The sequence below is a fragment of the Bartonella sp. AP258QHHD genome (assembly GCF_042196145.1).
Lineage (GTDB): Bacteria > Pseudomonadota > Alphaproteobacteria > Rhizobiales > Rhizobiaceae > Bartonella.
Map to the genome: position 1 here is coordinate 44,358 of NZ_JBHIPR010000054.1, position 26,225 is coordinate 70,582.

Consider the following 26,225-nt stretch of genomic DNA (forward strand, 5'->3'; position numbering starts at 1 on the left):
GACTAATCAGCAGGAACAAAAAACTCAACACGACGTAACTTTTCACCATTACGGGCTGGTACAACAACTACAATTGCACACATGTCCTTTCCATCCTGAACAACCGGTTTTGAACGGACGAGAACCCCGCTCTCTTGTGCGGCAGCCTTCTTACCTACTTCAGCACACCCAGAAGCTAGAACAGAATCTGCTCCTAAAAAAGCTGCTATTATTACGAACAAGAATTTTTTTTTCATCATAAATATTTCAATAACCCATCTCTTCTCTTCCTTGATAAAGGATAAAAGAAATAATGGTTTTTTTTAGTCGATTAAAAAATCACAAATGAAAACAATTTATCCTCTATCTTACAGAAGAACATATTAACATTACTCCAAATTTTTAAAAAATCAAAAAAATATTTTTAATAATGAGAATAAAATTTATTCAATAAAATAATAAAATATTAATATACTATCTTACAAAAAATGCATAATTCTAAAACAAATTCTTTCTCTGTTAGAACTATAGAAAAAAAATACTTCTACTCCATATAATTATTGTAGATTTGTTTGGTTGTATTGCTTTGCCATAGGCTCTCTTTAAATGTTTGATTTTTTTAAAAAAAAGAAAGGGCAACACCGTAAGCCATTTCATAGTCCTGCTCTCATTGAATTAGACGCACGATTAGACACAGCGCTTTATCACATTCGTTCTGCTAACAGTTTTTTCTGGAAAAAGGCAAAAATCGTCTCACAAAATTTTCATCTTCAAGGATGGAAACGTTTTATCGTTGAAGTTCTCGATGAAATACTGACATTAGGGTTGTTGGGATTTACTCTTTTCACTATTTTGGGCATTTCTGTTTTTGAACTGACCAAAACAGATTGGTCTTCTCCTAAAAACTTTTCCATTCTTTTTCTAGATCGCTATGGAAATTCCATTGGGCACCGTGGTGCACTGCCGGCAATCTCTGTCCCCGTTGAAGAAATGCCTGACACTGTTATTAAAGCGGTTCTCGCTACAGAAGACCGTCGTTTTTTTGATCATTGGGGCATTGATTTTCAAGGACTTACACGGGCAATTTCACAAAATATGCAAGCTAAAGGTGTGGTGCAAGGTGGTTCAACTCTCACACAACAATTGGCTAAAAATTTATTTTTAACAAACGAAAGAACCATAACACGTAAAATCAAAGAAGCTTATCTTGCTCTTTGGCTAGAAGCAAATTTTAGCAAAAAGCAGATTTTACAACTTTACCTTGACCGAGCCTATATGGGAGGAAACAATTTTGGTATTGCCGCAGCGGCAAAATTTTATTTTGGAAAAAACATACGTCATGTCTCTTTAAGTGAATCTGCTATGTTAGCAGGACTCTTTAAAGCTCCAACAAAATATGCTCCTCATAGTCATCTCTTTGCAGCTCAAACACGTGCCAATATCGTCCTTTCTAATCTTGTTAATAGTGGCTTTATGACGAAGAGCCAAATTATCAATGCGCATCGCCACCCTGCTAAGGCACTTCCCCAAAGAGAAAATAATCAGCCAGATTATTTTCTTGATTGGGCATTCGAGGAAGTCAAAAAAATGCGTAATCAACTTCCAAGCCATAGTTTCATTATTCAAACGACCCTTGATCCGAATATTCAAAAAGCAGCAGAAGAATCAATCGCATATCATTTACATCAATATGGTCAACAATATCGCGTAACCCAAGCTGCCACCGTTATACTCGATAATAACGGTGCCGTATGCGCAATTGTTGGAGGACAAGATTATAAAAAGAGCCAATTTAACAGAGCAACACAAGGCGGACGGCAAACTGGTTCTTCATTCAAACCTTATGTTTACGCAACCGCACTGGAACACGGACTGTCTCCCTCGACAATCGTTTTAGATGCTCCTATCAATTGGGGAGGTTGGACACCAAAAAATAATTCTGGCCGTTATTTGGGGAAAATTGATTTAGCAACAGCTTTAGCTTTTTCTATTAATACAGTCCCTGTGTATCTCACCTATCAATATCTTAACCGTGATACCCAACCCATCATAGATCTCATCAAGAATATGGGGATTAACGCGCATATTTTATCACACAAAACGATGGTTCTGGGCACTTCCAACATGACCCCCATGGATCAAGCAACTGGCTTTAATGTCTTTGCGAATGGCGGGATAGCTGGTAATCGTCATGGGTTTACGCAAATCAAAACAATTGATGGTCGTGTCGTGTGGGATTTCGAACATAACGGAAAAAAACTACACCGAGTTCTGAATGAACAATCAACAGCTTATATGAACCAAATGATGGTGGGTGTCACGACACGAGGATCTGGTAAGCGTGCTGCTCTACCCATGACTCTCGTCGCTGGGAAAACTGGAACATCACAATCTTATCGTGATGCTTGGTTTGTTGGCTTTACAGGCAATTATACAGGAGCGGTATGGATGGGAAATGATAACTTTTCACCGATGAATCGTGCTTTTGGGGGTGGCGTTCCTGCCATGATATGGCATCGCATCATGCTTGCTGCACATCAAAATATCATGCTCAAACAGCTCTATGGTGTTAAAGATTCTCTCCTTCCTTATCAGCCCCCAGTACTTTCTTCCCATGCAGATTCTGAAGTTCCTCCTCCAATACCCTCTACGCTTTCTCCTGAAACATTGAATATTGTGCGATTGATTAACAAAGATCTGAAAAAAACATCTGTAATTTCTTTGAAAATGAAAACAACTGGAGATTCAACATTTTGAATTCAAGATATTCACTGATGTTTTTTAATATCACCATTTTCTTTTTTATCTTCGCTTTTTCCATTTTATGTGGAACACTGAGTGTCGATTATGTGCTCAATTCCTTTCCTCATTTTGGACTCTTTAGAATTGGAAAATGGAGTGCTTATCCACAGGTGGGAACCGCTAATATGGATCCTTATACCCGCGCCCACACCGCTAAACGAGGCATTGTTTCACTCGGACGAACTGAAGGTATTCAATTCCAGATTTGGCAAGATAACCAAGGGCGTCCACTTCATCCTCACTGTCATTATTTGCTCAAAGGCACCATCCCTGAAACCCGTCTTTTTACCCTTTATACAGCTGACAAATCCCTTAAACCCTATACTTCATCCAAAGAAATACCTTTTGAACTCCACACTGACAATATTATCTATGAGCATGATGGCTCATTGCGCATCAATATTTCACCCACACCGCAAGCCGGCAATTGGCTTGCAACAGTTAGTCAAAAAGAATTCGGGCTTATTCTTACCTTATACGATACCTCAATCATCTCTGCAACGGCATTACAAAAGCTTACAATGCCATCAATAGAACAAATCCCATCAGGACAAATAAATTGTGACTAGATTTATTTATACCGCACTTCTTGCAATCATTGGCGCTATTATCGTTCATATTTGCGTTCTCTTTCTCATCCCCTATTGGGCACAAAATAATATATGGACAGCACTAAAAAAATCCGGAGCCCCTTATCAATTTGTTGATTTTACGCCCAATAATCCTATTCAGCAATCTGCTGATCCACTCTTTCTTCTTAAAGTCTGCAGATTTAATCTTGAAAATGGACCTGTTCATTTAAAAGCTTTGAAAACACGCCAATTTTGGTCACTAGCAGCCTACACACACGACGGAATTATTTTCTATAGCCTTAATGACCGAACCGCCCCTGATGCGACACTCGATCTTATTATTGGAAAACCAATACAAATCATAGAACTCAAAAAATCAAAACCTAAAAAAAAATGCCAATTCAGTTTTGGTTGCTAAAAATTTGAATGAAGGGTTTGTTATTTTACGTATTTTTGTCCCTTCTTCCCTTGCAAAAAAAGAAAGTGAAGCTTTTCTTTCATCTGCAACCTGCCGCATATTTTATGAATAAAAACGGACTAACCTCTCATTTGTACAACACCTTCCTTTCTATAAAATACATGAAGCCTATCAAAATGGTTATCTTTTTTCTCTATTAATCAAATATTCGAATTCAGATTTATCTGATTGTAGATCCCTAAATTTTTTATTGAGATAGAATGAAATCTCTATTGCACATCATCATATCCTATTTGATACGCATTATCTGACAGAAAAAACTCCCCGCAATCAGAAGAGAAAAATCAAGAGTAAAGTTCTAAAAATATATGCTGCTAACAACCGTAGAACTTGTTATTTGAGTTTATTTCTTTTTATTTACAAACATTCCCATAAAATTCGCATCAATAACATGATAAACTATAGAAGAAATACTGATCACTTTCAATGAAGTGCTAAAATAACCGCTGGAAACTTATAAGACATTACGCATCCTTGACCTCAAAAATAAGTGCTTTATTTTTGGTTTATGAGCAGAAGCTTTTTGTAAGATAGCACTCTGAAAAAACTTGGCTTATAGTTTACAATCGAGGGGAAAAACTTCATGAAGAAGAGATATGTTCGGTTCGTTTCAAGAGCAGCAGTATGGTCCCCTCGATTTGGTGGATTGTCGTTCTTTATTTTATTATTTTCAGTCATTTTACAACGTTTTTCCGTCATTAACGTAACTGACTTCATAATTTTGATCGGAATCTCTACTGGCTGTGTAATTATTTCTCTTTTTCTGGCTATTAAAGCACTTCATAGTTTGTGGGTCTATGGTGCTCTAGGGGGAATGAAAGCTTTAAAAGGGATCATTTATTCGTTGATAACAGCCACACCATTGATGCTCTTTTTTGGACTTTGGTTTACCTTACCGGCTCTTTACGACGTTTCTACCGATACACAAAGACCACCGGCTTTTTTTCGCACAATACGTCCCAGCGATGCTTTACCACTCAAAAGTGTTTTGACTGAACAAGCAGCAATACAGATGTCACAATGGCCAGAAATATCGGGGCGCCGTTATGATGGCTCACCTGACCGTATTCGCGAATCCGTTCTTAATGTTTTAGCTGCGTATGATTGGCCTGTTGTAGCGCAACGAGAATTCAAAGGCGAAGAAAATGAAATTTATATCGAAACGAGAGCAAAAACTTTTTACCTTGGCTTTATTTTAGATATTGTTATTCGTTTAACTGATGAAGGGGATACAACTTTTGTTGATATGCGTTCTACTTCTCGTTATTTGCCAAGAGATTTGGGGACAAATGCTGCTTTTATTATCGATTTTATGGATGCACTTGATACAGAAATCGCCTCACTTCCTCTTGCTGAAGATAATGAGTAGAGGTTAGAAGTATAGTAAGTTACATTTACTAAATTAGCTTATTTCAAAAATAAATTTTGAGACGTGCAGAAACGCACAAAACATTTATCGTCTCTCGACGGCCATAAGCATTACTGACAAGTTCTTTAAACACCCAAAAGCAACTTATAGCCTCTTTTTAGCGCGTGACATATAGATAAAATATTTGAATTCAAATTCTAAACTTAAATACTATAATTGATTTTACATATATTTTTTATGCTCAGAAATCTCATCATAAAAGTAGGAAAGAAGACTTCTCTAATAAGGAAATTAAGCATTTCTTACAGGCGCATTTTTCCAATGAAAATAGAAAAATACACCCTCATCAAGAAAGATGAAATACATTTATCATAAAATATGATGCATATGTAATATAGTTACAGAAAAAATTAACAATAAAATACACATAAATTCATCTGTATTTTACAATAAATGATTATTTCAATTTTATAAAGAAATTTCATAATAAAAAAAATATATATATATTATTACAAATAATAGAAACTTATTTAAATGAAAATAATTTTTCATCAAACATAATTTAAATATAAATACTAATATCTAATATATTTAAACGCAACATAAATAAAACAAAACGCCAAAAATAACCCACTAAATGTCTTAATTGCTTCCTTTATACTATTTTTCCAACTTTCACCACTTTATCTATAACTTAATAAAAATATAAAAACAAATATTGAAAATAAAATATCAAAAATATTATTATATAAAGATAATAAATAATCATTTTTCATATAAATAACGTATACAAATAAAAACTGTTATAGAAAGTAATATAACAAATATAATGAACAAAAATGTGCTTAAAAACATTTTTTTCACAATTTCTTTGTTACTATAACCTTTAAATTTATACCGTAAAAACATTGCATAGAAAAATATAAAGAAAGCACATGTAGAAGATAATAATTCTGCAATAATACGAATAATATCACTCATAAAAAATCCAAATTAAATATATATAAAAACAATAAACATTAATATATATTATATCATACAAAAGTTAATAAAGTAAAATAATATAAAAATAAAATTTCCAAATTAATCTATAATTATAAATTAATAATGAATAATCATTGTTCATAGAAATAACGTATATAAATAAAAAATATTATAGAAAATAATATAACGAACAAAAATATTCTTAACAAAATTTTTTTTCCAAATTTCCTTTTTACTATAACCTTTAGATTTATAATATGAAAACAATGTATAGAAAAATATAAATAAAGCACCTATAGAAAATAATAATTCTACAATAATACTAATAATCTCATTCATAAAAAAAATCCAAATTAAATATATAATTTTGTAAAATTATGCACCTAAACCTTCCTGTCAAGTTTGTAGACACATAATTATGCCTACAAGCTTGTGCATTGCTTTACCGCTCAAAAGTGTTTTGACTGAACAAACAACATTACAGATGTCACAATGGCCAGAAATATCGGGGCGCCGTTATGATGGATCACCTGACCGTATTCGCGAATCCGTTCTCAATGTTTTAGCTGCGTATGATTGGCCAGTTGTGGCTCAAAAAAAGTTTAAAGGTGAAGAAGATGCGCTTTATATTGAAACAATGGCAAAAACTTTTTACCTTGGCTTTATTTCAGATATTGTTATTCGTTTAACTGGTGAAGGGGATACAACTTTTGTTGATATGCGTTCTGCTTCTCGTTATTCGCCAAGAGATTTGGGGACTAATGCTGTTTTTATTATCGATTTTATGGATGCGCTTGATACAGAAATCTCGTCACTTCCTCTTTCTCAAGATGATGAGTAGAAACTTGTACTTACTTCCAACAGAAAAATCCCTACCAACCTGTCATTTGTTTGCACTATTATTACTTATTACTGAAAGTGCTTTTACTCTTTCAGGACAAAGCTTTTAAACGAAAATATCTCAATCCTAACTTATTTCATAACAAAAATATTGTTTTGTCTCTCATTTGATGTTTTTATTTAAAATATTTTAAGTATTAATATATATTAACTATTAATATACTATGTATTAAACAATAAAAATGATTTATTTTATTAAAAAGTAAATTTATAATATTTGACAAATAATAACAAATTAACTAATAGGTAAGTATTGTAATTAAAATTTAAATTGTTTATTTTCCTTACTTCTAAGCGGGGAGAACATGCGGAGCTTATAAGGGAGGAACAGCTATGTCTAAAAAATCTTTACTCTCCTGTACAGCTATCGCAGCAATTATGCTTTTTGGCAAAAATCTCAACGTACATGCTGAATCTCTTGAAGTTGATAAAGGAGAAGTAAAAAACGTATCAAACAAGACTTATGAATATATTCAAACAACAAATGGTGGAAAAGTCATCGGTAAAAACTTAACACTGACCGGAGGTCATCCAATAAACAACGATTTGGATGCTGTAGTCCTTAGAACCCAATCTTCAATTGAGTTATGGGATACAACCATTAAAAGTGCAAACGATACTCAGCTGCATAGTGGTGTTGGAATATGGCATGGTAGTACATTTAAGATGATAGGAGGTGTTATTGCAGCCGATTATGGCGTTATATCAGACACTGATGACAGTGGCACAACGATATTGGAAAACGTGAAATTATCAAGCGGTAAAGACAACACTTCGATGAGCAAAGGAATCTCCGCTAGAAAAGGCATAATTACTTAAAAAAATGTAACCGTTAATGAAGCAGATTTATCCGTAGCAGCATCTTCTGATGCACATGTGATAATATCTGTCAGTTCCTTTGGCGGTGAGGTACAAGCTAAACAATGCAGTACCATTACTTTAAACGATAATGTCACAGTAACATCTAAAAATGATGGACTCCATGCAGATGGTGAACAATCTAAAATCACAATGACTGGAGGAACTGTAAAGGGGAAAAAAAGTGCTCTGTTGACAGAAAATGGCGGATATATTGATGTCGCCGATATCACTCTCACCGCATATAACAAAGGAACAGGCGCAAAATCCACTGGTCCTAACAGCATGATTGATTTGCATAATAATGCAACCATTAAAGAGACTGTTATTGGACTTGAAGCAAAAGACAATGGTGTCATTCAAATGACAGGAGGATCTATTGAAATCACAGAAGGCGAAGCAGTAGGTGCATTATTCCTTGACACCGCAAGCAAAAAAAACACGCTGAAAGATGTGAAAATATCAAGTGGAAAAGATGGCTTTCTTATGGAGAAAGGAATCTCCGCTATAAAAGGCATAATTACTTTAAATAATGTAACCGTCACAAAAGCAAAACGCAGCATCTATGCAGATAACAAATCTCAAGTAATGGTTTCTAGTGGATCTTTTGAGGCAAAAGAAGATGCAATCAATGCTCAAAGCGGTAGTACCATTACTTTGGACAATGAGGCTAAAATCACATCATCTGAGGGTGATGGCCTCCATGCAATTGGTGAGCAATCAAAAATTTTTATGACAGGGGGAACTGTTACCGGTAGCAATAGTGTATTATATACAAAAGCTGGTGGATATATTAATGTTAAAGACGTTGCTCTCACAGCAAATGGAAAAGGAACAAAATTCGGCGCATTTGCAAGAGGTTCCAGTACCATTGAATTGAATGGAAACACAACAATTAAAAATGCTACGATCGGTGTTAAAGCCCAAAGTGATAATGCGACAATCAAGATGACAGGAGGATCTATTGAAATCACAGAAGGCGAAGCAGTAGGTGCATTATTCCTTGACACCACAAGCAAAGAAAACACGCTGAAAGATGTGAAAATATCAAGCGGTAAAGATGGCTTTCTTATGGAGAAAGGAATAAGTGCTGACAAAGGAAGCATGGTTTCTTTAAATAATGTAACCGTTAAGAATGCAGAAAAAGCTCTCTTGGCTAATGATAATTCCCAAATAACAGTAATGGGCGGAGGTTCCTTTGGTGGAGAAGTACAAACTCTGCAAGGTAGCACAATTACTTTAAATGATAATGTCACAGTAACATCTAAAAATTACGGACTCCATGTAGATGGTGAAGAAGCCAAAATCACAATGACGGGAGGGAGTGTAAGTGCAAAAGGAGCAGCATTTGTCGTAAAAGATGGCGGACATATTGATGTCACAGATATTTCTGCAAAAGCACAGCGCAATGGGATACGCTTTGATAACTCAAAAAACGATCAAACTTTAGAAATAAACCTGACCAATACAAACCTTCTCATCGAAGATGGAACGGGTATTGTTGCCAACAATTCATCAAATGGTAAACTCAACCTCAAAGATTCAGAAATCAGAGCCGATAGGTTATTCGTAGGGATAATCCATGATACACCAAAACCTAATCAAATCTTTTCACTCTCCGCAGACCGTTCTGTCTTACAAGGTGGTGTAAGAAATGACGAAAATGGACAAACAAGCTTTGATCTCAAAAACAATCCAACATGGTTTGTGAACACCAGCACAAAAGAAAAAGATGATGCGGGCAAGTTACTTGATATCACTCAAAGATCACGTTCTGATGTTTCTGCACTCAACCTCAATGACAGCAAAATTGTTTTTGAAAAGCCAGTAGAAAACCATTATCACACATTACATATCGGTTCTGGTAAAAAAGATACTCCAGAGATCTATAACGCTTCTGGAAACGCAGAAATCCACTTTAACATGGCATGGAACGATGGGGTTGCTGTAGATGATCAAAAAACCGATCGCGTTCTCATTCATGGCGATGCATCAGGTACAACAACAGTTTATATCAAGAGTGATGTAGGGGATAAAAACAGTGTAGAAAATGCTGCGGCCCCCTCGAATACAGGCGGTATTTCCCTTATCCAAGTCTCTGGAAAAGCGATGGAAGACTCCTTCAAATTAGCCAATGGTTATATCACAAGAGATGGTTTGCCTTATAAATACACACTAACTGCTTATGGACCAGAATCACGCCATGGCACAGCCAATATTGAGCAAAACCTCTTTGATGAAAAAAATGAAAACTTCTGGGATTTTCGCTTGCATAAAGCATTTCTTGACTCCGGTGGCGGTAGCGGTTCCGGTGGCTCTGTCCCTGGTCCACATGTGGAAGCTGTCGTACCGCAAGTGGCAAGCTATATCGTGATGCCTAACGCTCTCTTCTACGCTGGTTTTACCGACATTACTAAGCAAAGCAAATTGTTAGCTGATATCCGTACAACACAAAATTATTCTTTCTTCTTTTCACCCTATGGTAGCAATGCTACCTTAACCTCTGAGCGTGGTCCCTTCAAATATGGCTATGGCGCTGATATTCGCTATGCTGCCGTACAAGCAGGTGGTGCATTAGCTGCAATGGAAAGCCAAAATATCACCATGCATTTTGGACTTATGGGAACCTATGGGAAACTCTCTTTCACACCTAAGGATATGGAGGGTGCAGACAAAAGCACACTCAATAAATGGGCGGTTACAGCTTATGGCAGTATACAACACAACAATGGCTTATATGTCGATGTCCTAACTTCCTATGGCATGATCGATGGAAATATCACTACGGCTGATATCAAGAATGCCGCAAACTTGAAGGGTGCCAAAACCTTGAGCGCTTTGGTTACCATTGGAAAAGAATTTGCTACAGGAATGGCAGGGATAGAGTTTGAGCCACAAGCACAAATTGTTTATCAACAATTGTCGTTTGACACCATGAAAGATGCTGATAATCTAGAAATTGATATGAAAAATCCTTCCCAATGGTTGGTTCGGATTGGCGGACGTTTAACTAAAACTGTTTCTGCCGAAAGTGATTATCCCTTTTCTTTTTATGGAAAAGTGAACTTTCTTAAAACCTTTAGTGATGATGGGAAAATACAGATTGGTAAGGAATTTGACCTTGATCCTGCCGGAACTGCCATTGAAGGCGGTTTGGGCATCAATGCACAACTCTCCCACAATATCGTACTTCATGGTGATGTTAGTTACCAACAAAAGCTACAAAAAACGGGTATAACAGGAGCGAGCTTTTCTGGTGGAATACGTTATCAGTTCTAAGAAAATGCTGTAAAGTGAGCGTTATTTTCCCATTTGCTTGCATAAAAAGGCTGGACAACTCCATACTGTGTGGCCTTTTTGATTTGCACAAACCTACCGTGGAATACCGGTTATTCTTTTCTTTATAACATACCTACAACACTTCTTGCTGAAAGCAATCCTTTGGATAAAGATTTTGTAACCAAAGGGCTTGCCTATCTGCCAGCTCCTCCTTCTGGCAACACGACTGCAAGAATAGAAGGGGAAAAACTCATTAGCGCTACCCTTCAATCTCTCCAAGATAAATTAAGAGCGCTAAAAGCACAGGCGGACCGCGTCGAGCGCAGCGGTGCAACACAACATGCGCAATTAGATAGGTTGGAAGATGATCGTCAATTAAGCCAAGGAAAATTAAAAGCTGCAAAAAGCCTGATGGAAACAAAAGTCATTAGCCAAGCCGTTTATTTAGAGCGTTTACATGATTTTAAAAATGTCGAGCATGAAATTTTAACCAATCAAAGACGTTTGGAAGAAAATGCCGCCGAAATAAACACCCTCCGCCAACAACGGAAAAGTCTCATTTCCGATGAAATCGCCCGCTATCGGCAACTTTCGCGTGAAACAGAACTGAATCTTCAAGGATTAAAAGCAAAGCTTGATAGCACTCAATACCATCTTGACCACTTATCACTCTATGCGCCTGTTGATGGACATATCGATGATTTAAGTATCCATACTTTGGGCGGCTTTGTAGAAGCTGGTAAAACGCTTATGCGTATTGTCCCTGATGCAGGTGGTCTCATTGTTGAAGCGTTTTTTGATAATCGAGATATTGGTTTTTTAGAAAAGGGTCAACGTGCTTACATCAAGTTTTCTGCCTTTCCACCTGAACGTTTCGGTGTTATCCACGGTACAGTCGTTAATGTAGGCGCTACAGCGCGCTATAATAAAGAAATTAATGGTGTCTATGCTGTTTTAATCAAAATTGACCAAGATCACATCACTTTGAATAACAAACATCTTAAATTTATCCCTGGCATGACTGTGGCAACGGATGTCATTACCTCAAAACGGCGTCTCATTTCCTATTTCTTTGAACCTATTACCAAAGTTTTAGAACAATCTCTAAAGGAAAGATAATGTCTGTAAATGAAAATTCATCACCTTCACTCATAGATCCTCTTACAGCGTTAGGAGCTATGGTTGTTTTAATGCTCACATCTCCCTTATACCGCCGCTGGCGAATCTGGGATATCGAACGAAATTTAGGACCAGCTTTACAGACTGGGCAATACAAGCTCTATAAAAATGAATGTGGAGAATTTTGTGCCTTTATCACTTGGGCTTTTTTAGATGAGAAAAATCATCAATCTATGCTTGATAAGGGAGAATTTTTACCTGATGCCAATTGGCAGAATGGAAAATACGTATGGTTTATTGATTGTGTAGCACCCTATGGCCATACTGCTCATATTGTACGCGATATGCAACGAAATATATTTCCTGATCAGCGTTATTGTTATGCTGTACGACGTAATGAAGATGGTGGAATACGAAAAATTGCACGCTGGTGTTGCTATAGAGCGCAAAATCCAGCCAAATAGTTTTTCTAAAGCAAGTGCGCATAAATCATTTACCCCTCGTCTTATAGAAAAGAATCTTTTAAAAGAGCTCTTTAAGCGATAGCTATAGCAAGAGAACCTTACCATATTTAGAGCTAACCCGCTACAAATAGGTGTTTTTCAGCTTACCAGACTTTCTATGAATAGCAATAGATAGTTAAGGGGATTGATCCACTCTCAAGCCGAACTTTTATTAACATTTTACCGGAACTGGCTGGGGTACCTGGATTCGAACCAGGGAATGCCGGTACCAAAAACCGGTGCCTTACCGCTTGGCTATACCCCAAAAAAACACGCTTTATAGCGACTCCTGCACCTTATAGCGATTCCTGTGATTGGACGCAATATCTGAAAATCAAAGACTTTACTTTTTTATCATAAAATTTCTGAGTCTTGTATGGCATTGCCATCGATACAAATTCGTAGCAGAAACTGATATACAGTTGTGATTTTAACATAAGTAGGAACCATTTATCCATCAATTATTTTGCTCTTTGTATTGATTTTCTAGGAACAGAAAATGAAAATCTTGCAGTTTACTCATGTATCTAATAAATTTGCATATGATTTACTTTTCTTGATATATTAAAATCCCATCTTGCTCAATTAAAAAAACTGTCTCCACATTGGCAACCGGTAAGTGTATGATAGTGCTGCTGTGCTCTTGCATTAAGCATAAAGATGGTAATGTCCACTAATTTTTACATTATATTATTCATGGGTAGCACCATAAAATAAAATCAAGCACATTGAAAAATATTTCCTAAAAAATAACACTTATTATTCTGTTGAAAACATTATGATACACCCATAAACTGGAAGAGTTTTGCAAAAATTAAAAACATTTTATATGGTATTTGAAAAAATAGAGATACAAAAACAAGGAATAATAGCTATTTCCATTTACTTTTTATTCAAAAGATAATGATATTTATTACCCACTCATAGATGTAAAAAATCTTCAGAAGCAATCTTTATGTAGACCAATATCCTTTTTGATTGATGAATATACATTTCCTAAAAGCTTCTTTTACAAAAAGAGAGACATTAAAACTATTTCATACAAACTAGGTATTCAACATTTGCTTTTAAATGCGGTAAATGGCAAATTAGGCTTATGAAATAAGCTTAACAATTAGAATCGAGGAGATTTTTAAATGGCTTTTGAATTGCCCCCGTTGCCTTATGATTACGATGCCCTTTCGCCTTATATGTCACGCGAAACGCTTGAATATCATCATGATAAGCATCACCTCGCTTATCTTACCAACACCAATAATTTTGTGAAAGAGTTAGGCTTAGAAAATGAAAGCCTTGAAGATATTGTTAAAAAAAGTTTTGGAAAAAATATTGGTTTGTTTAATAATGCAGCGCAGTATTACAATCATAACCACTTTTGGCTTTGGATGAAAAAAAATGGTGGTGGCCAAAAACTTCCTGAAAAGTTAGCAAAAGCTATTGACGCTGATCTAGGTGGTTACGACAAATTCCGCGCTGATTTTATTGCTGCTGCTAGTGCCCAATTTGGTTCTGGATGGGCGTGGGTTGCTGTTAAAGATGGCAAGCTTGAAATTATGAAAACGCCTAATGGCGAAAATCCCTTAATTCACAATGCTCACCCTATTTTGGGTGTCGATGTGTGGGAACATTCCTATTACATTGATTATCGCAATACTCGACCGAAGTACCTCGAAGCCTTTGTAGACCATTTAATTAATTGGGACTATGTTTTGAAACTTTATGAAGAATGTGAATTTTAAACTGTCTCAATAATTTTTTAGTGTATGAAAGTCCCTATAATCCAATAAATTATCGGAGACTTTCATACCAAAATATTATGGATTAGCAAAAGTCTTTTCCTGCTATCTTTAGAATATATGCATAGATATAGGCAACTTCTTCTAGCTTTGAAAAACGTCCAGCTGCACCAGCGTGCCCTGAATCCATATTAATACGTAATAAAATTGCATTATCGTCTGTTTTTAGGTCTCGTAATTTTGCCACCCATTTTGCAGGCTCCCAGTAAGTTACACGAGGATCTGTTAATCCTGCCATCACAAGTATAGGGGGATAGTTTTGAGCTTTGACATTATCGTAAGGGGAATAGGAAGCAATAAGCTTATAATCTTCTTCTGATTCAAGAGGATTCCCCCATTCGGCCCATTCTGGAGGAGTGAGTGGCAATGAAGCATCTAACATTGTCGCTAAGACATCAACAAAAGGCACATTTGCTACGATCCCAGCAAAATCCTGTGGAGCTATATTGGCAATGGCTCCCATCAACATCCCCCCTGCTGAACCACCATGAGCAATCAGCCGGTCGTGAGAAGTGAATTTATTGTTTACAAGGTAACGCCCACAAGCAATAAAATCTGTAAATGTATTGTGCTTAAAGAGATGTTTTCCTTTCTCATACCATTCTACTCCCTTTTCTTTTCCTCCGCGAATATGAGCAATAGCGTAAATAAAACCTCTGTTTACTAGAGAAAGTACATTACTATTGAAACTGGCAGGTATAGAGATCCCATAAGCACCATAACCGTAAAGCAGACAAGGCGCACCACCATCAAGGGGAGTATTTTTGTGATAAAAAAGTGAAATAGGAATCTTCTCACCATCGTCTGCTATTGCTGTAATACGTCGTGTTACATATGCATCTTTATTATGCCCAGAGGGAATTATTTGCGTTTTTAAAAGCATTCGTTTACAATTTTTCATCTCATAATCAAACACTTGATCAGGTGTTGTCATAGACGAATAGGAAAAACGAATAGTTGGACTGTTATATTCTGCAACTCCTTGCAGACCTAAAGAATAAGCCTCTTCAGTAAAAGCAATGGAATTAACTTGTTTAGTGGTACGTTCCATTACTTTTATACGTGGAAGCCCCTCAAAACGTTCGATCCAGACAAGAAAATCTTGATAAGCATCATGGGATAATATTAGGCACCCAAGCTGATGTGGAACAAACTCAGACCAATTTTCTGATTGTGGAGATGTATATGGCGCTACCATAATTTTGAAATCTTTTGCATTATCTAAATTGGTCAGAATATAAAAGACATCACCACCTTCTGTAAGTGAATATTCAATACCTTTTTGTCGTTTCCGTACACATTGGGGAATAGTAAAAGGCGCCTCAGCAGGAATTAACCAGATCTCGGATGTTTCATGATCATGAATATTAATATAAATAACATCATTAAGCTTAGAACCGCTTACATCTAAGAAAAAACCTGGATTGTCTTCACGAAAAATAAGCTTATCTTGTGATTGATCTGTGTTTAATTGGTGATAATAGAGCTCTGAAGGTCGGTGGTTTTTATCCATCTTAGTATAGAAAAAACCTTCAGATCTAGCATCCCATACAATTTGACCAGATGTATCAGTAATTGTGTCCATACAGTCAGACAATGTCTCAAAATTACGAATTTTAGCTGTATAGAATTCTGATCCTTTGTCATCATAGGTCCATACCACATGTGTATGGTCAGGAGATTCTTGAACTGAACCAAATTTGAAATATTCTTTGCCTTCTGCCAAGACATCACCATTAAGGTACACGTTTTTTTCTCCGCCATTCCTTGGTGTCCGAAAATAATGTGGTTGTTGGCCTCCGGTAACATAAGAGAATCCGTAAGCAAAAGGACCATGTTTTATAGGAACAGAACTATCATTCTCTTGGATCCTGTTTTTCATTTCGGTAAAAAGCAAATCTCGTAATGGTTTTGTATCAGCCATTTGAGCTGATTGATAAGCATTTTCTTTTTCAAGATAATGTCGAATATTGGGATCAAGACAGTTAGGATCTTTAAAAACATCTTGCCAGTTAGACGCACGTAGCCAATGATAGGGATCATCACGAAAAATACCATGATATATTTCCTTATGAGTGATTCTAGATGCTTTGGGAGGAATTGCAAAAGTGCGAGTCATACACAATCCTATATTAAAATATGTTAATAGCTTCGTTTATATGTTAGAATCACAATGATTGATGCAAGTGTAAAAACCTATAAGTTCTATTCACTTGCAAAAATAGCACCATGATAATTTTTAAAACTAATACCTTTCTGTTCATTACATATCACAGCTATTGTTTTCTAGGGATATAACACCACTTTTATAATGAAAGTGACTGGTAAAACAATTAAACTATTAGAAAAAGAATTGATTTTTTTTGAAACAGTATAATCGCATAATTTTACAGAAAGGAATAAATATATCTAAAATATTATTATTACTGTATAAAAAATAAAAATGTCCTATCTCCTTTTAATGAATAGTTTTATATTATAAATAATACTATTATGTCATATTTATAATATATCATGTTTTTTATTATTAAATTTTATAAATATAAATAATAAAAACAAATTTAAAACTTATTAAACATAAACTTACTAAACTATAAGTATTCAAAACAAAATATAATAATTTATATATTATATTTTTATAATTAGTAATTTTATTTTTACGTTCTCAAAAAAAATAAATAAATTTTATCATATATTTTTTTATATTTGTGATGTATTATATATTATGTATGATATGTTATAGGGTAAAAATATATTTTAGCATGTAATAATTTCGTTTTTCTTATTGTATATTATGACAAAAAATAGGTATTTATTTGATTTTTTTGTGTTTTGGCAATTTTATAGAATAATTGAATTGACAAAAAAGATTTTTGTACAATATGAAACTCATGTGCATGAGATCTTTATATCATGAGTATATGCACTATATCTCGATTTTGAATTACTCAATTTTAAATTAAAGGAAACAAGAATGGAACATCGTGCAGTCTTAGAGACTGAAAGCAATTTAGTTATTACATTGGTTGCTGATATTGTTGCTGCCTACGTGAGTAATAATTCTATTCGACCGACTGAAGTGCCAAGTTTAATTGCTGATGTCCATGCTGCTTTTCGTAAAGCAGGGAATCTAGAGTTAACAGAAGTCGAAGTTGAAAAACAAAGGCCTGCCGTTAATCCGAAGCGTTCAGTATTTCCTGATTATCTCATTTGCCTTGAAGATGGAAAGAAGTTTAAATCTCTAAAGCGTCATCTCATGACACATTATGGAATGTTGCCAGAGGAATATCGTGAAAAATGGCAGTTAGATAGTTCTTACCCTATGGTGGCGCCTAATTATGCAAAAACACGATCGGCTTTGGCCAAAGAAATGGGGCTTGGACGCAAAAGCAAACGGAAAAAAACTAAATAATCTTATTTTGCGAAAAAATGGTTTCGTGCATAAAGTTGATTTTAGTATACATGTTTTGTGTGAAGCTTTTGTATATATAGCAATTTCTACCAAGGGGATTACATATAGCTTTCGTTACGAATCCGTTTAATCATTGATTTCAAACCATTTGATCGTTGTGGTGTAAGATTTTCATTTAAACCAAGTTTTTCAAAGAGCTCTTGAGCATCAGAATTGCGAATTTCAGAAGCTTTTTTGCCTGAATAAAAAGCAAGAAGTATGTAAATGAGTCCACGCACAATATGAGCATCGGAATCACCTTGAAACGTCAATATTGGATCTTTTGAGTTATTACGTGAAGATAGAAGCCACACTTGGCTAACACAACCAGGAACTTTGTGAGCATCGTTTCGAGCGCTTTCTGGAAAAGGTGGCAATTCATAGCCAAGCTCGATGACATAACGATAACGATCTTCCCAATTATCCAAAAGCGAAAAGTTCTCTATAATATTACCGATTGTTTCCGCCATTATTTTAGTCCTGTTTCGTTTGAATAATCATTCTTGAATACACTTATAAAAAATAAATATTTATTCTTCCTAACATAAATAACACGAAGAACGTTAAAAATCCTTATTTCAAGATAACATTGCATGGTTTTGTAAGAACTCTTGTATTTCGATTTTGTAAGAAACATTAGGGGAAGTCTCTGATATCATTTTTGTTTCCTAATATGTTCCCTAAATATTCATAAGCAGCTCTTGCACCGTAATATGCGCGCTCACCAAGTGAACTTAAAAAGGATTTTCCTACTTTGCAGGTTTTTATATTACGGTCACAAAATGCGCCTAAGTCATTTAAGGCTTCCTTAAAAGCAACAATCACATCGCTCGTTGTTGTCTCATTATTTTGGGGGCTAGAAGAATGGTTACTGCTTGGATCTGCTACAAAAAATGAAATAATGACAAAAATAAAAAATAAAAAAAATGATAATTTGATTAAAAAACGTATCATGGACAATCAATGTACCGCAGTGGTAAATACAATAAAAGAAGCATTTTATACACTGTTGCTTTATAAACAATTTATAAAATGTGCTTTTTATAAAATTGAGTATTCATGTATTGGATCTATATCATTGGCTTTTTTATAAATATGGCACAATTCCGCTGTATAAAATGGGATACATTGTCTATTCAGTAAAAAATTAACATCAAAATTATACACTTACAAGCTGGTCATGTTAATGAACATACTATGATAAAAAATGAGAGAGATAATCGTGTTGTGTACATAATTATTTTAAATAATAGTCCACCATCTTAGCTTAGTTGAAAAAGCTAAAAAGAGTAAACTCTGTTATTCTGACTCTAGTGTCGATAAAATATTTATATTATCTATAAAATTTTTACTGGAATGTTATGAAAATAGTCAACCTGTCAATAAAAACATCAAAAAATAACTGCATCTCTTATGATTACATCTCAAGCCAGTTTTTTCTATAACATTGTAAACATCAATTTAATTAATACTTATGAAAATTATTTAATAGAAGGAATTTATACCAAAATATAATAATATTAAGAGATAATTATTATTACCAAACCGTTTATGGATAAGTAACCATCTATATGTAAATTATAAAGAATAGATAATGATTGTCATCTTTTTAGCGTTATAGGCAAATATTTTCAATTTTATTTTAAATAATAGGCAAACATATGCCCCAAAATGAAGAATAACGTGGCATTATTGTTTAGATAATTATATGTGATAATGCAGTTTGCAAACACCAAAATGATCTTGAATGCTAATCATTTGGTGCTCTCTTTATACACATTAAAGATTTGTATAAAATAAAATGAATAAACGTTGATAAGAACTCTTGTTGATTTATCAACTTATAAATTGATATAATGAAGCCGCTCATTTTAGGAGTTTGAAAGGAAAAATCAATAATGTCAATGCACTTCTCTCTGGCTGGAAGTAAAAACTGATTCATATTCGTTTCCTAATTTATATTTGTTTCTTTGTAAAAAATAAACGCAACTGAAAATAAAAGTAATGGCAACAAAACGAAAGACCTACCGAAAAAAAACTGTAAAACACCGTAAATACTATAGTAGTATTGTTATAACACTTCTTCTTATAATTTTTCACTTTATTTTTTGGAGTGCAAAAACTCTTTATTTCTATACACGAAAAAATACTTTATTTTTTGTTGGATCTTTTCTTTTTAGCATTAGTTTTTTATTTATTTCATTTAATGCTTTATTTTCGCAAATGACAACGCATCAAAATATTTTAACTCAAATGAAATTTTCCTCTGTTCAAAGTATAGGTAAGAGCTCTACTTTATCGGAAAAAGAAGAAAAATCACAAGAACTCTCCCGTGTAACTTCTGTACATTCTCAAAGTCATAAGCACACAAATTCACCTTTACCCTCTCAATCAGCAAGCATGCTGGAAAAGCAAAAAGAACTAGCAAAATTAGGACTTTATGATGGACCATTAGATGGACTGGAAGGACCTAAAACACGCCGAGCCATCACTTTATGGAAACAGCAAACTGCTCAGAGAATGCAAAAGAATGTTCTATCTAATCCCGCAGCAGATGAAATCGCGATATTAATTAAGCAAAGCGAAATAGAAACAAACAATACAAAAAATATGACACACTTAAAAGAAGCTATTTTAGAGCCTTCTGTTGAAGATATTATACAAGTGCAAAAAGCTTTACATATTTTTGGGAATGAGGAGGTTATTGTCACAGGAATAGAAGATCAAAAGACGATAGAAGCCTTAAAACAGTTTCAAAAAACATTTGATCTTCCTGTAACAGGTAAAATTAATCACACAATTTTAATGAAAATGCGTGAAATTGGTTTATTAAATTGAAGCTAATCATAATAATCTCTTAATTTATAATGATAATTCATCTTTCGTTTGTTTAATGCTCCCCTCAAACATTCCTTCATCTCAAGCCCTCTTATTTTCAATCAATCAGAATGGTTTTCTTACACATTACATATTGAGCCGTATAATTTTCTTCAAAAAAACCACAACCGATTGCAGAAAAAAGAATATTGCAAAATAGCAAACGCGCTTGTTCTAGCATTTTTATTGCCTCTGATGATAAAAGGACACGAAATTTTTGTAGTATCATGTAAACCTTTCATATTATCGAACCACGAATTGTCCATATATTATCGTCAATTTGATCTTTATAAATATGATGCAAAGAATTTGTGCAAACACCTGTAAGGATAAATAGACGTAAAGCTAATTGTGTTATGGTTGTTGTTTTGCAAAGTGTCTGATAAAAAACCGGCACTTCTCTCTAATCTATTGCTGGAAAGTTATGTGTTTTATGACATTGTCTTCTTAAGAGAGCGTGTGCGTTTAGTATTGCCTATAAATCAACATCCAAACTTACCGCAGCAGTATGTTTGAAAAAAATGTTAAGACAGTTTAGTACTTCTCTCAGCTGTTATAGCTTTTATATGCCAAATGGAGGCAAGAATATTACGCATCTCTGTTTGTATAATCTCTTAAAACAGGAAAACAGCCTAATTTGGGAAAAATATGAAAAGTTAAGGTAAAAACCAGTTTTCATCTTTGTCATTTCCTTTTAATTCAGCTTTACGCCTTTCAAAGACATCTAAAGCAATATCTTTAAAATAACGGAAATTACCTATTGCCTCATGCTCTTACTTTATCACATGTCTTTTTGGTCTCACTCCCCCTCACCTAAAACAAAATGTCCCAAACGGAATATACTTGGATTGCCATTCACGGGCTTTCTTAAAAAACATCTCTAAAGCACCTAAAACCACTTCGCAACAACGCCCATGAATAATAATAGTAGTCCCACTGCACGCGCCGCGCATCATCTTTACGCTTTTTGTCAAGAAGCAAGCCGGCACCATTACACACTGTACCTACCTTCAATTTGTGACAGCTCTTGACACTTGAGACGTTTCATAAGAGGCATATCCTTGCTTTATTTTTTTATCTACAGACGCTCATCCCGCCTGTAACATACAAAAAACATGGTTTTGATTGATTCATTATAAAAGAAGTCGAAATAAGAAAATCTTATGATATTTACAGCTTTCATTCAATATGAGAAATAAAAAATTATCTTTATAAATCAATAGATTGTGTAACTTTGATATTCCTTTATAAATGTAAAGATGGGAGTGCATAATGGAGTTTATAAATTTTGGGAAGATTTTTATAAACTTACGGGGAGTTTTACATAATCCCCATTCCACGAATATCAATGTAAAATGGGGCATCCATTGAGAAATGTCTATCTCAAACAGCATGATGCGCAAAAAAAATGCATTTGTTTGGAGCATTCTATTTTGCGTGAGGAGCTCATTCCCCTATAAAAAAGCAAACGCGTAAATTGACTGCACAATAACACGTTTCTCTCTATCAAGAGGTTCGCCAATAAAAAGTGCATTAATAATACATCTTTGTCTATCCTGTGCTTTATATTTTCTCTCATAAACCTCTAAAAAAACACTTTCTCGCGTAACACAACTTACCGTACATTTTAGAAGCATTTTTATTCCCTTTATTAAAGAAAATAAAAGAATATATAAAAATTTATTTCAGTAATAACGATACAACAAAAAATATTAACCCATTACATCCTTTTTGCTATTGCGGCCTGAGCTGCTGCTAAACGAGCAATTGGCACTCGAAAAGGAGAACACGAAACATAATCCAGGTTATTTTCTTCGCATAAAGCAATAGAGGCAGGATCGCCTCCATGTTCACCGCAAATTCCCAATTTTATTTTTGCACGCTTTGAGCGTCCACGCTGTGCAGCAATGGTAATAAGTTCCCCTACTCCATCACGGTCAATAGACACAAAAGGATCTTGCTCTAAAAGACCTTTTTGAAAATAGGTTGCCAAAAAAGGAGCTGCATCATCACGGGAAATCCCAAAAGTAGTTTGTGTCAAATCGTTTGTTCCAAATGAAAAAAATTCAGCAGTTTCAGCAATTTCATCTGCTCGAAGCGCCGCTCTTGGAAGTTCAATCATCGTCCCAACCATATATTGAATAGTGCTTCCCTTTTCTTTCATCACTTCCTCAGCAACCTGATCAATACGCGCTTTCACAAAATCGAGTTCAGATTTTAGTGCAACCAGTGGCACCATAATTTCAAGCATAACAGGAGATCCAGATTTTTGGGCAGCTTCTGCTGCTGCTTCAAAAATCGCCCGCGCTTGCATTTCTGCAATTTCAGGATAAGTAATAGCTAAACGGCATCCTCGTAATCCAAGCATAGGATTAAATTCGTGCAACTGCTGAGTGCGTTCAGCAAGCACTTCAGCAGAAACACCCATAGCTGTTGCAACATCAAGAATTTCTGCTTTCGTTTTAGGCAAAAATTCATGTAACGGTGGATCTAGCAAGCGGATAGTAACAGGTAAACCACACATAATTTCAAATAATTCACTAAAATCTGAACGCTGCATTGGCAACAGCTTATCTAGTGCTTTACGACGACCACTTTCATCATGACTTAAAATCATTTCACGCATGGCAACGATACGTTCATCAGAAAAAAACATGTGCTCCGTACGGCAAAGACCTATACCTTCAGCCCCAAAAGAGCGCCCCATACGGGCATCAGATGGTGTATCAGCATTAGCGCGAACTCTTATACGTCGCATCCCATCAGCCCATTCCATTAATTTTGCAAAGTCTCCGCAAAGCTGAGGCTGCAACATTGCAACTTTCCCTTTGAAAATTTCTCCACTTCCACCATCAATTGTGATAACATCACCTTTTTTTAAGCTTTCTCCTGAGGCAAACAACGTATTTGTGTTATAATCAATCCGCACACTGCCAGCACCAGAAATACATGGTTTTCCCATCCCCCGCGCAACAACAGCAGCGTGACTTGTCATACCGCCACGCGTTGTTAAAATTCCTTCTGCAGCATGCATACCATGAATATCTTCTGGGCTTGTTTCTACACGGACCAAAATAACTTTGCGACCTTCCGCCGACACAGTTTCTGCCTCTTCTGAAGTAAAAACAATTTCACCAGTTGCGGCTCCAGGAGAAGCAGGTAAACCACGTCCTATAACAAAACGTTCTGCTTTAGGATCAAGTGTTGGATGCAAAAGTTGGTCCAGCGACTTTGCATCAATACGCATCACAGCCTCTTCACGGTTTATTAACCCCTCCTCAACCATTTCAATTGCCGTCTTGAGAGCCGCACGAGCCGTGCGTTTTCCTGAACGAGTCTGAAGCATCCATAATTTACCTTTTTCAATGGTAAATTCGAGATCTTGCATATCCCGATAATGCTGCTCAAGCTTCTGCGCAATCTGACATAATTTCAAAAAAGCCTCAGGCATAATTTTTTCTAACGACGGTCTATTTGAACCAGCAACAATACGCGCACTTTCTGTAATATTTTGAGGCGTTCGAATGCCCGCCACAACATCTTCCCCTTGCGCATTAACTAAAAATTCACCATAAAGTTCTTTTTTCCCTGTCGATGGATTGCGTGTAAAAGCAACACCTGTTGCCGAATCTTCTCCCATGTTACCAAAAACCATAGCTTGCACATTAACTGCCGTTCCCCAACTTTCAGGAATGCTATGTAAACGGCGATAAGTAACTGCACGTGCTGTCATCCAACTTGAAAAAACGGCTCCAATTGCCCCCCATAACTGTTGTTCAGGATCTTGTGGAAAAGGGGTTCCTAATTTTTCTTCAACATAGGCTTTATAAGAAATAATAACATTCTTCCAATCATCTGCTGTCATTTCTGTATCAATAGTGTAACCATTGCATGCTTTTACTTCATCAAGAATCTCTTCAAAATACGAATGGTCTAGCCCCAAAACAACGTTAGAATACATTTGGATAAAACGCCGATAACTATCATAAGCAAAACGTTCATTATTGGCTTGTAAAGCAATTGCTTTTACAGTTTTATCATTCATGCCAAGGTTCAGCACTGTATCCATCATCCCTGGCATAGAAGCCCTAGCCCCTGAACGAACAGACAGCAAAAGTGGTCTTTGTTCATTCCCAAATTCACGTCCTGTTTGTTCAGCAACGTATCTTAGTGCTTGCTTAACAGATTCCTGTAGCTCTTCTGGATATGATTTGTCATGGGCATAATAAAAATTACAAACTTCTGTTGTCAGCGTAAATCCGGGTGGTACGGGCAAACCAAGATTACTCATTTCTGCCAAATTAGCCCCTTTACCTCCGAGAAGGTTACGCTCACTTGCACTTCCTTCTGCCTTTCCATCTCCAAAACTATAAACCCATTTTTTCACTGTACAAATCCTCCCATATCAGCTTCAAAACATCATTCAACCCAGGCTCACTTAAAAGCAATGATTTGATTCAAAATTGGCTCAACGATATCGCTTCATAAATGCATAATATTAATCCTTCCAAAAGAGATAATGACCAAAAGTATCACTATCCATCTTCTGGAAGATTAAGATTCAGTTTTTTAGAAAACTATCAATCACCGAAAAAAATTCTTCTACTTTCATGGCACCTTCATATTTACTACCATTAATAAAGAAAGTAGGTGTTGCTGTGACACCAAGCTCTTTACCGCGTTCAAAAGATGCATTTACTTCATCTAAAATGGACTGATTTTTCAAACACGCAGTAAAACTTTCATCTGTAAAACCAGCCATTAAGCCAATTTTCTTCAATGGTGTTAGAGCATTTTTTCCGAAAGCCCATTCATTTTGTTTTTGAAATAAAACTTCTATCAAAGGAAAATAGCGATCTTCCGGTGCACACCGTGCCAACATAAAACCTGCTGTTGCCCGAGGATCAAAAGCATATTCTCGGAAAATAAGTTTTACTTTTCCTGTTTTGATATATTTTTTACGAATTTGGGGAAGTATATCATTATAAAAATGCGCACAATGGGTACATGTCAACGAAGCATACTCAACAATGACGACTGGTGCATCCGCCTCTCCCTCAAAGCGATCCTTTACTTTACCCGATTGGAGAAGCTCTGCCATATCAACAGTTGCCACTGATTTGGGATCACGCGCTAAAGCAACTGTTACACTGTTTTGTACAATCGTTATGAAGAGAAAAATTATCCCGAAAGATAAAAAAGAACGATATTTTACCATAAATAATACTTTTCTGTTGTTATTAACGAATAGGAATCCA

The 26,225-nt window shown here is 35.4% G+C and carries 16 protein-coding genes, 1 tRNA gene and 3 pseudogenes; 12 read left to right on the top strand and 8 right to left on the bottom strand.

The genetic code is table 11. The annotated features are described in order from the left end of the window. Positions 1-2 precede the first annotated feature (2 nt). A complete protein-coding gene (locus ACFIMM_RS06155; protein ID WP_273723886.1) occupies positions 3-239 on the bottom strand; it encodes a hypothetical protein in 237 nt (78 codons plus the stop codon). A gap of 346 nt (positions 240-585) precedes the next feature. Here ACFIMM_RS06155 and ACFIMM_RS06160 point away from each other — a divergent pair, with 346 nt between their 5' ends. From ACFIMM_RS06160 to ACFIMM_RS06200, 9 genes and pseudogenes are all read left to right on the top strand, one after another. Beyond that, a complete protein-coding gene (locus tag ACFIMM_RS06160) occupies positions 586-2,736 on the top strand; it encodes a transglycosylase domain-containing protein (RefSeq protein ID WP_375668226.1) in 2,151 nt (716 codons plus the stop codon). 17 nt (positions 2,737-2,753) lie between these two features. Next, complete coding sequence (locus ACFIMM_RS06165; protein ID WP_375668227.1) at positions 2,754-3,350, top strand: DUF1214 domain-containing protein; 597 nt, start codon at positions 2,754-2,756, stop codon at positions 3,348-3,350. Then, positions 3,343-3,883 (top strand): annotated as a pseudogene (locus ACFIMM_RS06170) (hypothetical protein). The gene ACFIMM_RS06165 and the pseudogene ACFIMM_RS06170 overlap by 8 nt, the downstream one beginning before the upstream one ends. Before the next feature lie 531 nt (positions 3,884-4,414). Next, entirely contained in the window at positions 4,415-5,200 is a 786-nt protein-coding gene (locus tag ACFIMM_RS06175; protein WP_375628221.1) for a DUF1499 domain-containing protein, read from the top strand. Positions 5,201-6,623: 1,423 nt separating this feature from the next. Continuing rightward, positions 6,624-7,025 (top strand): annotated as a pseudogene (locus ACFIMM_RS06180) (DUF1499 domain-containing protein); the annotation flags it as partial. A 392-nt stretch (positions 7,026-7,417) separates the two neighbouring features. Further along, positions 7,418-7,903 carry a hypothetical protein gene (locus ACFIMM_RS06185; protein ID WP_375613004.1) on the top strand — a complete coding sequence of 162 codons (486 nt, stop codon included), beginning with the start codon at positions 7,418-7,420 and terminating at the stop codon, positions 7,901-7,903. Positions 7,904-7,960: 57 nt separating this feature from the next. Continuing rightward, positions 7,961-11,221 (top strand): autotransporter outer membrane beta-barrel domain-containing protein, encoded by a 3,261-nt coding sequence (locus ACFIMM_RS06190; RefSeq protein WP_375692673.1) that lies wholly within the window; start codon positions 7,961-7,963, stop codon positions 11,219-11,221. A gap of 78 nt (positions 11,222-11,299) precedes the next feature. Then, a complete protein-coding gene (locus ACFIMM_RS06195; RefSeq protein ID WP_375682489.1) occupies positions 11,300-12,340 on the top strand; it encodes an HlyD family type I secretion periplasmic adaptor subunit in 1,041 nt (346 codons plus the stop codon). Further along, on the top strand, positions 12,340-12,804 hold the full coding sequence (locus ACFIMM_RS06200) for a toxin-activating lysine-acyltransferase (RefSeq protein ID WP_375628281.1): 465 nt from the start codon (positions 12,340-12,342) through the stop codon (positions 12,802-12,804). Before ACFIMM_RS06195 ends, ACFIMM_RS06200 begins: the two co-directional genes overlap by 1 nt. A gap of 229 nt (positions 12,805-13,033) precedes the next feature. Here ACFIMM_RS06200 and ACFIMM_RS06205 read toward each other — a convergent pair. Then, positions 13,034-13,108 (bottom strand) — tRNA-Gln (locus ACFIMM_RS06205). Between the two features lie 871 nt (positions 13,109-13,979). On the opposite strand from ACFIMM_RS06205, the gene ACFIMM_RS06210 reads away from it, so the two are divergent. Beyond that, positions 13,980-14,582 (top strand): superoxide dismutase, encoded by a 603-nt coding sequence (locus ACFIMM_RS06210; RefSeq protein WP_375628283.1) that lies wholly within the window; start codon positions 13,980-13,982, stop codon positions 14,580-14,582. An 82-nt stretch (positions 14,583-14,664) separates the two neighbouring features. On the opposite strand, the gene ACFIMM_RS06215 is transcribed toward ACFIMM_RS06210, so the two are convergent. Continuing rightward, the gene (locus tag ACFIMM_RS06215) at positions 14,665-16,758 is read right to left on the bottom strand and encodes a S9 family peptidase (RefSeq protein WP_375628285.1); all 2,094 of its coding nucleotides are present in this window, start codon (positions 16,756-16,758) and stop codon (positions 14,665-14,667) included. An 855-nt stretch (positions 16,759-17,613) separates the two neighbouring features. Between ACFIMM_RS06215 and ACFIMM_RS06220 the strand changes: the two genes are divergently transcribed. Continuing rightward, complete coding sequence (locus ACFIMM_RS06220; protein ID WP_012754848.1) at positions 17,614-18,051, top strand: MucR family transcriptional regulator; 438 nt, start codon at positions 17,614-17,616, stop codon at positions 18,049-18,051. Between the two features lie 98 nt (positions 18,052-18,149). Here ACFIMM_RS06220 and ACFIMM_RS06225 read toward each other — a convergent pair whose 3' ends face one another. Continuing rightward, complete coding sequence (locus ACFIMM_RS06225; RefSeq protein WP_375611146.1) at positions 18,150-18,560, bottom strand: SufE family protein; 411 nt, start codon at positions 18,558-18,560, stop codon at positions 18,150-18,152. A gap of 108 nt (positions 18,561-18,668) precedes the next feature. Continuing rightward, positions 18,669-19,044: pseudogene (locus ACFIMM_RS06230) on the bottom strand (DUF5330 domain-containing protein). A gap of 1,050 nt (positions 19,045-20,094) precedes the next feature. On the opposite strand from ACFIMM_RS06230, the gene ACFIMM_RS06235 reads away from it, so the two are divergent. Then, on the top strand, positions 20,095-20,928 hold the full coding sequence (locus ACFIMM_RS06235; RefSeq protein WP_375668540.1) for a peptidoglycan-binding domain-containing protein: 834 nt from the start codon (positions 20,095-20,097) through the stop codon (positions 20,926-20,928). A gap of 97 nt (positions 20,929-21,025) precedes the next feature. Here ACFIMM_RS06235 and ACFIMM_RS06240 read toward each other — a convergent pair whose 3' ends face one another. From ACFIMM_RS06240 to ACFIMM_RS06250, 3 genes are all read right to left on the bottom strand, one after another. Further along, positions 21,026-21,196: a hypothetical protein gene (locus ACFIMM_RS06240; RefSeq protein ID WP_375628290.1), complete on the bottom strand. Its 171-nt coding sequence runs from the start codon at positions 21,194-21,196 to the stop codon at positions 21,026-21,028. A 1,491-nt stretch (positions 21,197-22,687) separates the two neighbouring features. Beyond that, positions 22,688-25,354 (bottom strand): pyruvate, phosphate dikinase, encoded by a 2,667-nt coding sequence (gene ppdK, locus ACFIMM_RS06245; protein ID WP_375613012.1) that lies wholly within the window; start codon positions 25,352-25,354, stop codon positions 22,688-22,690. A gap of 174 nt (positions 25,355-25,528) precedes the next feature. Next, the gene (locus tag ACFIMM_RS06250; RefSeq protein ID WP_375611143.1) at positions 25,529-26,185 is read right to left on the bottom strand and encodes a DsbA family protein; all 657 of its coding nucleotides are present in this window, start codon (positions 26,183-26,185) and stop codon (positions 25,529-25,531) included. Positions 26,186-26,225: the final 40 nt, after the last annotated feature.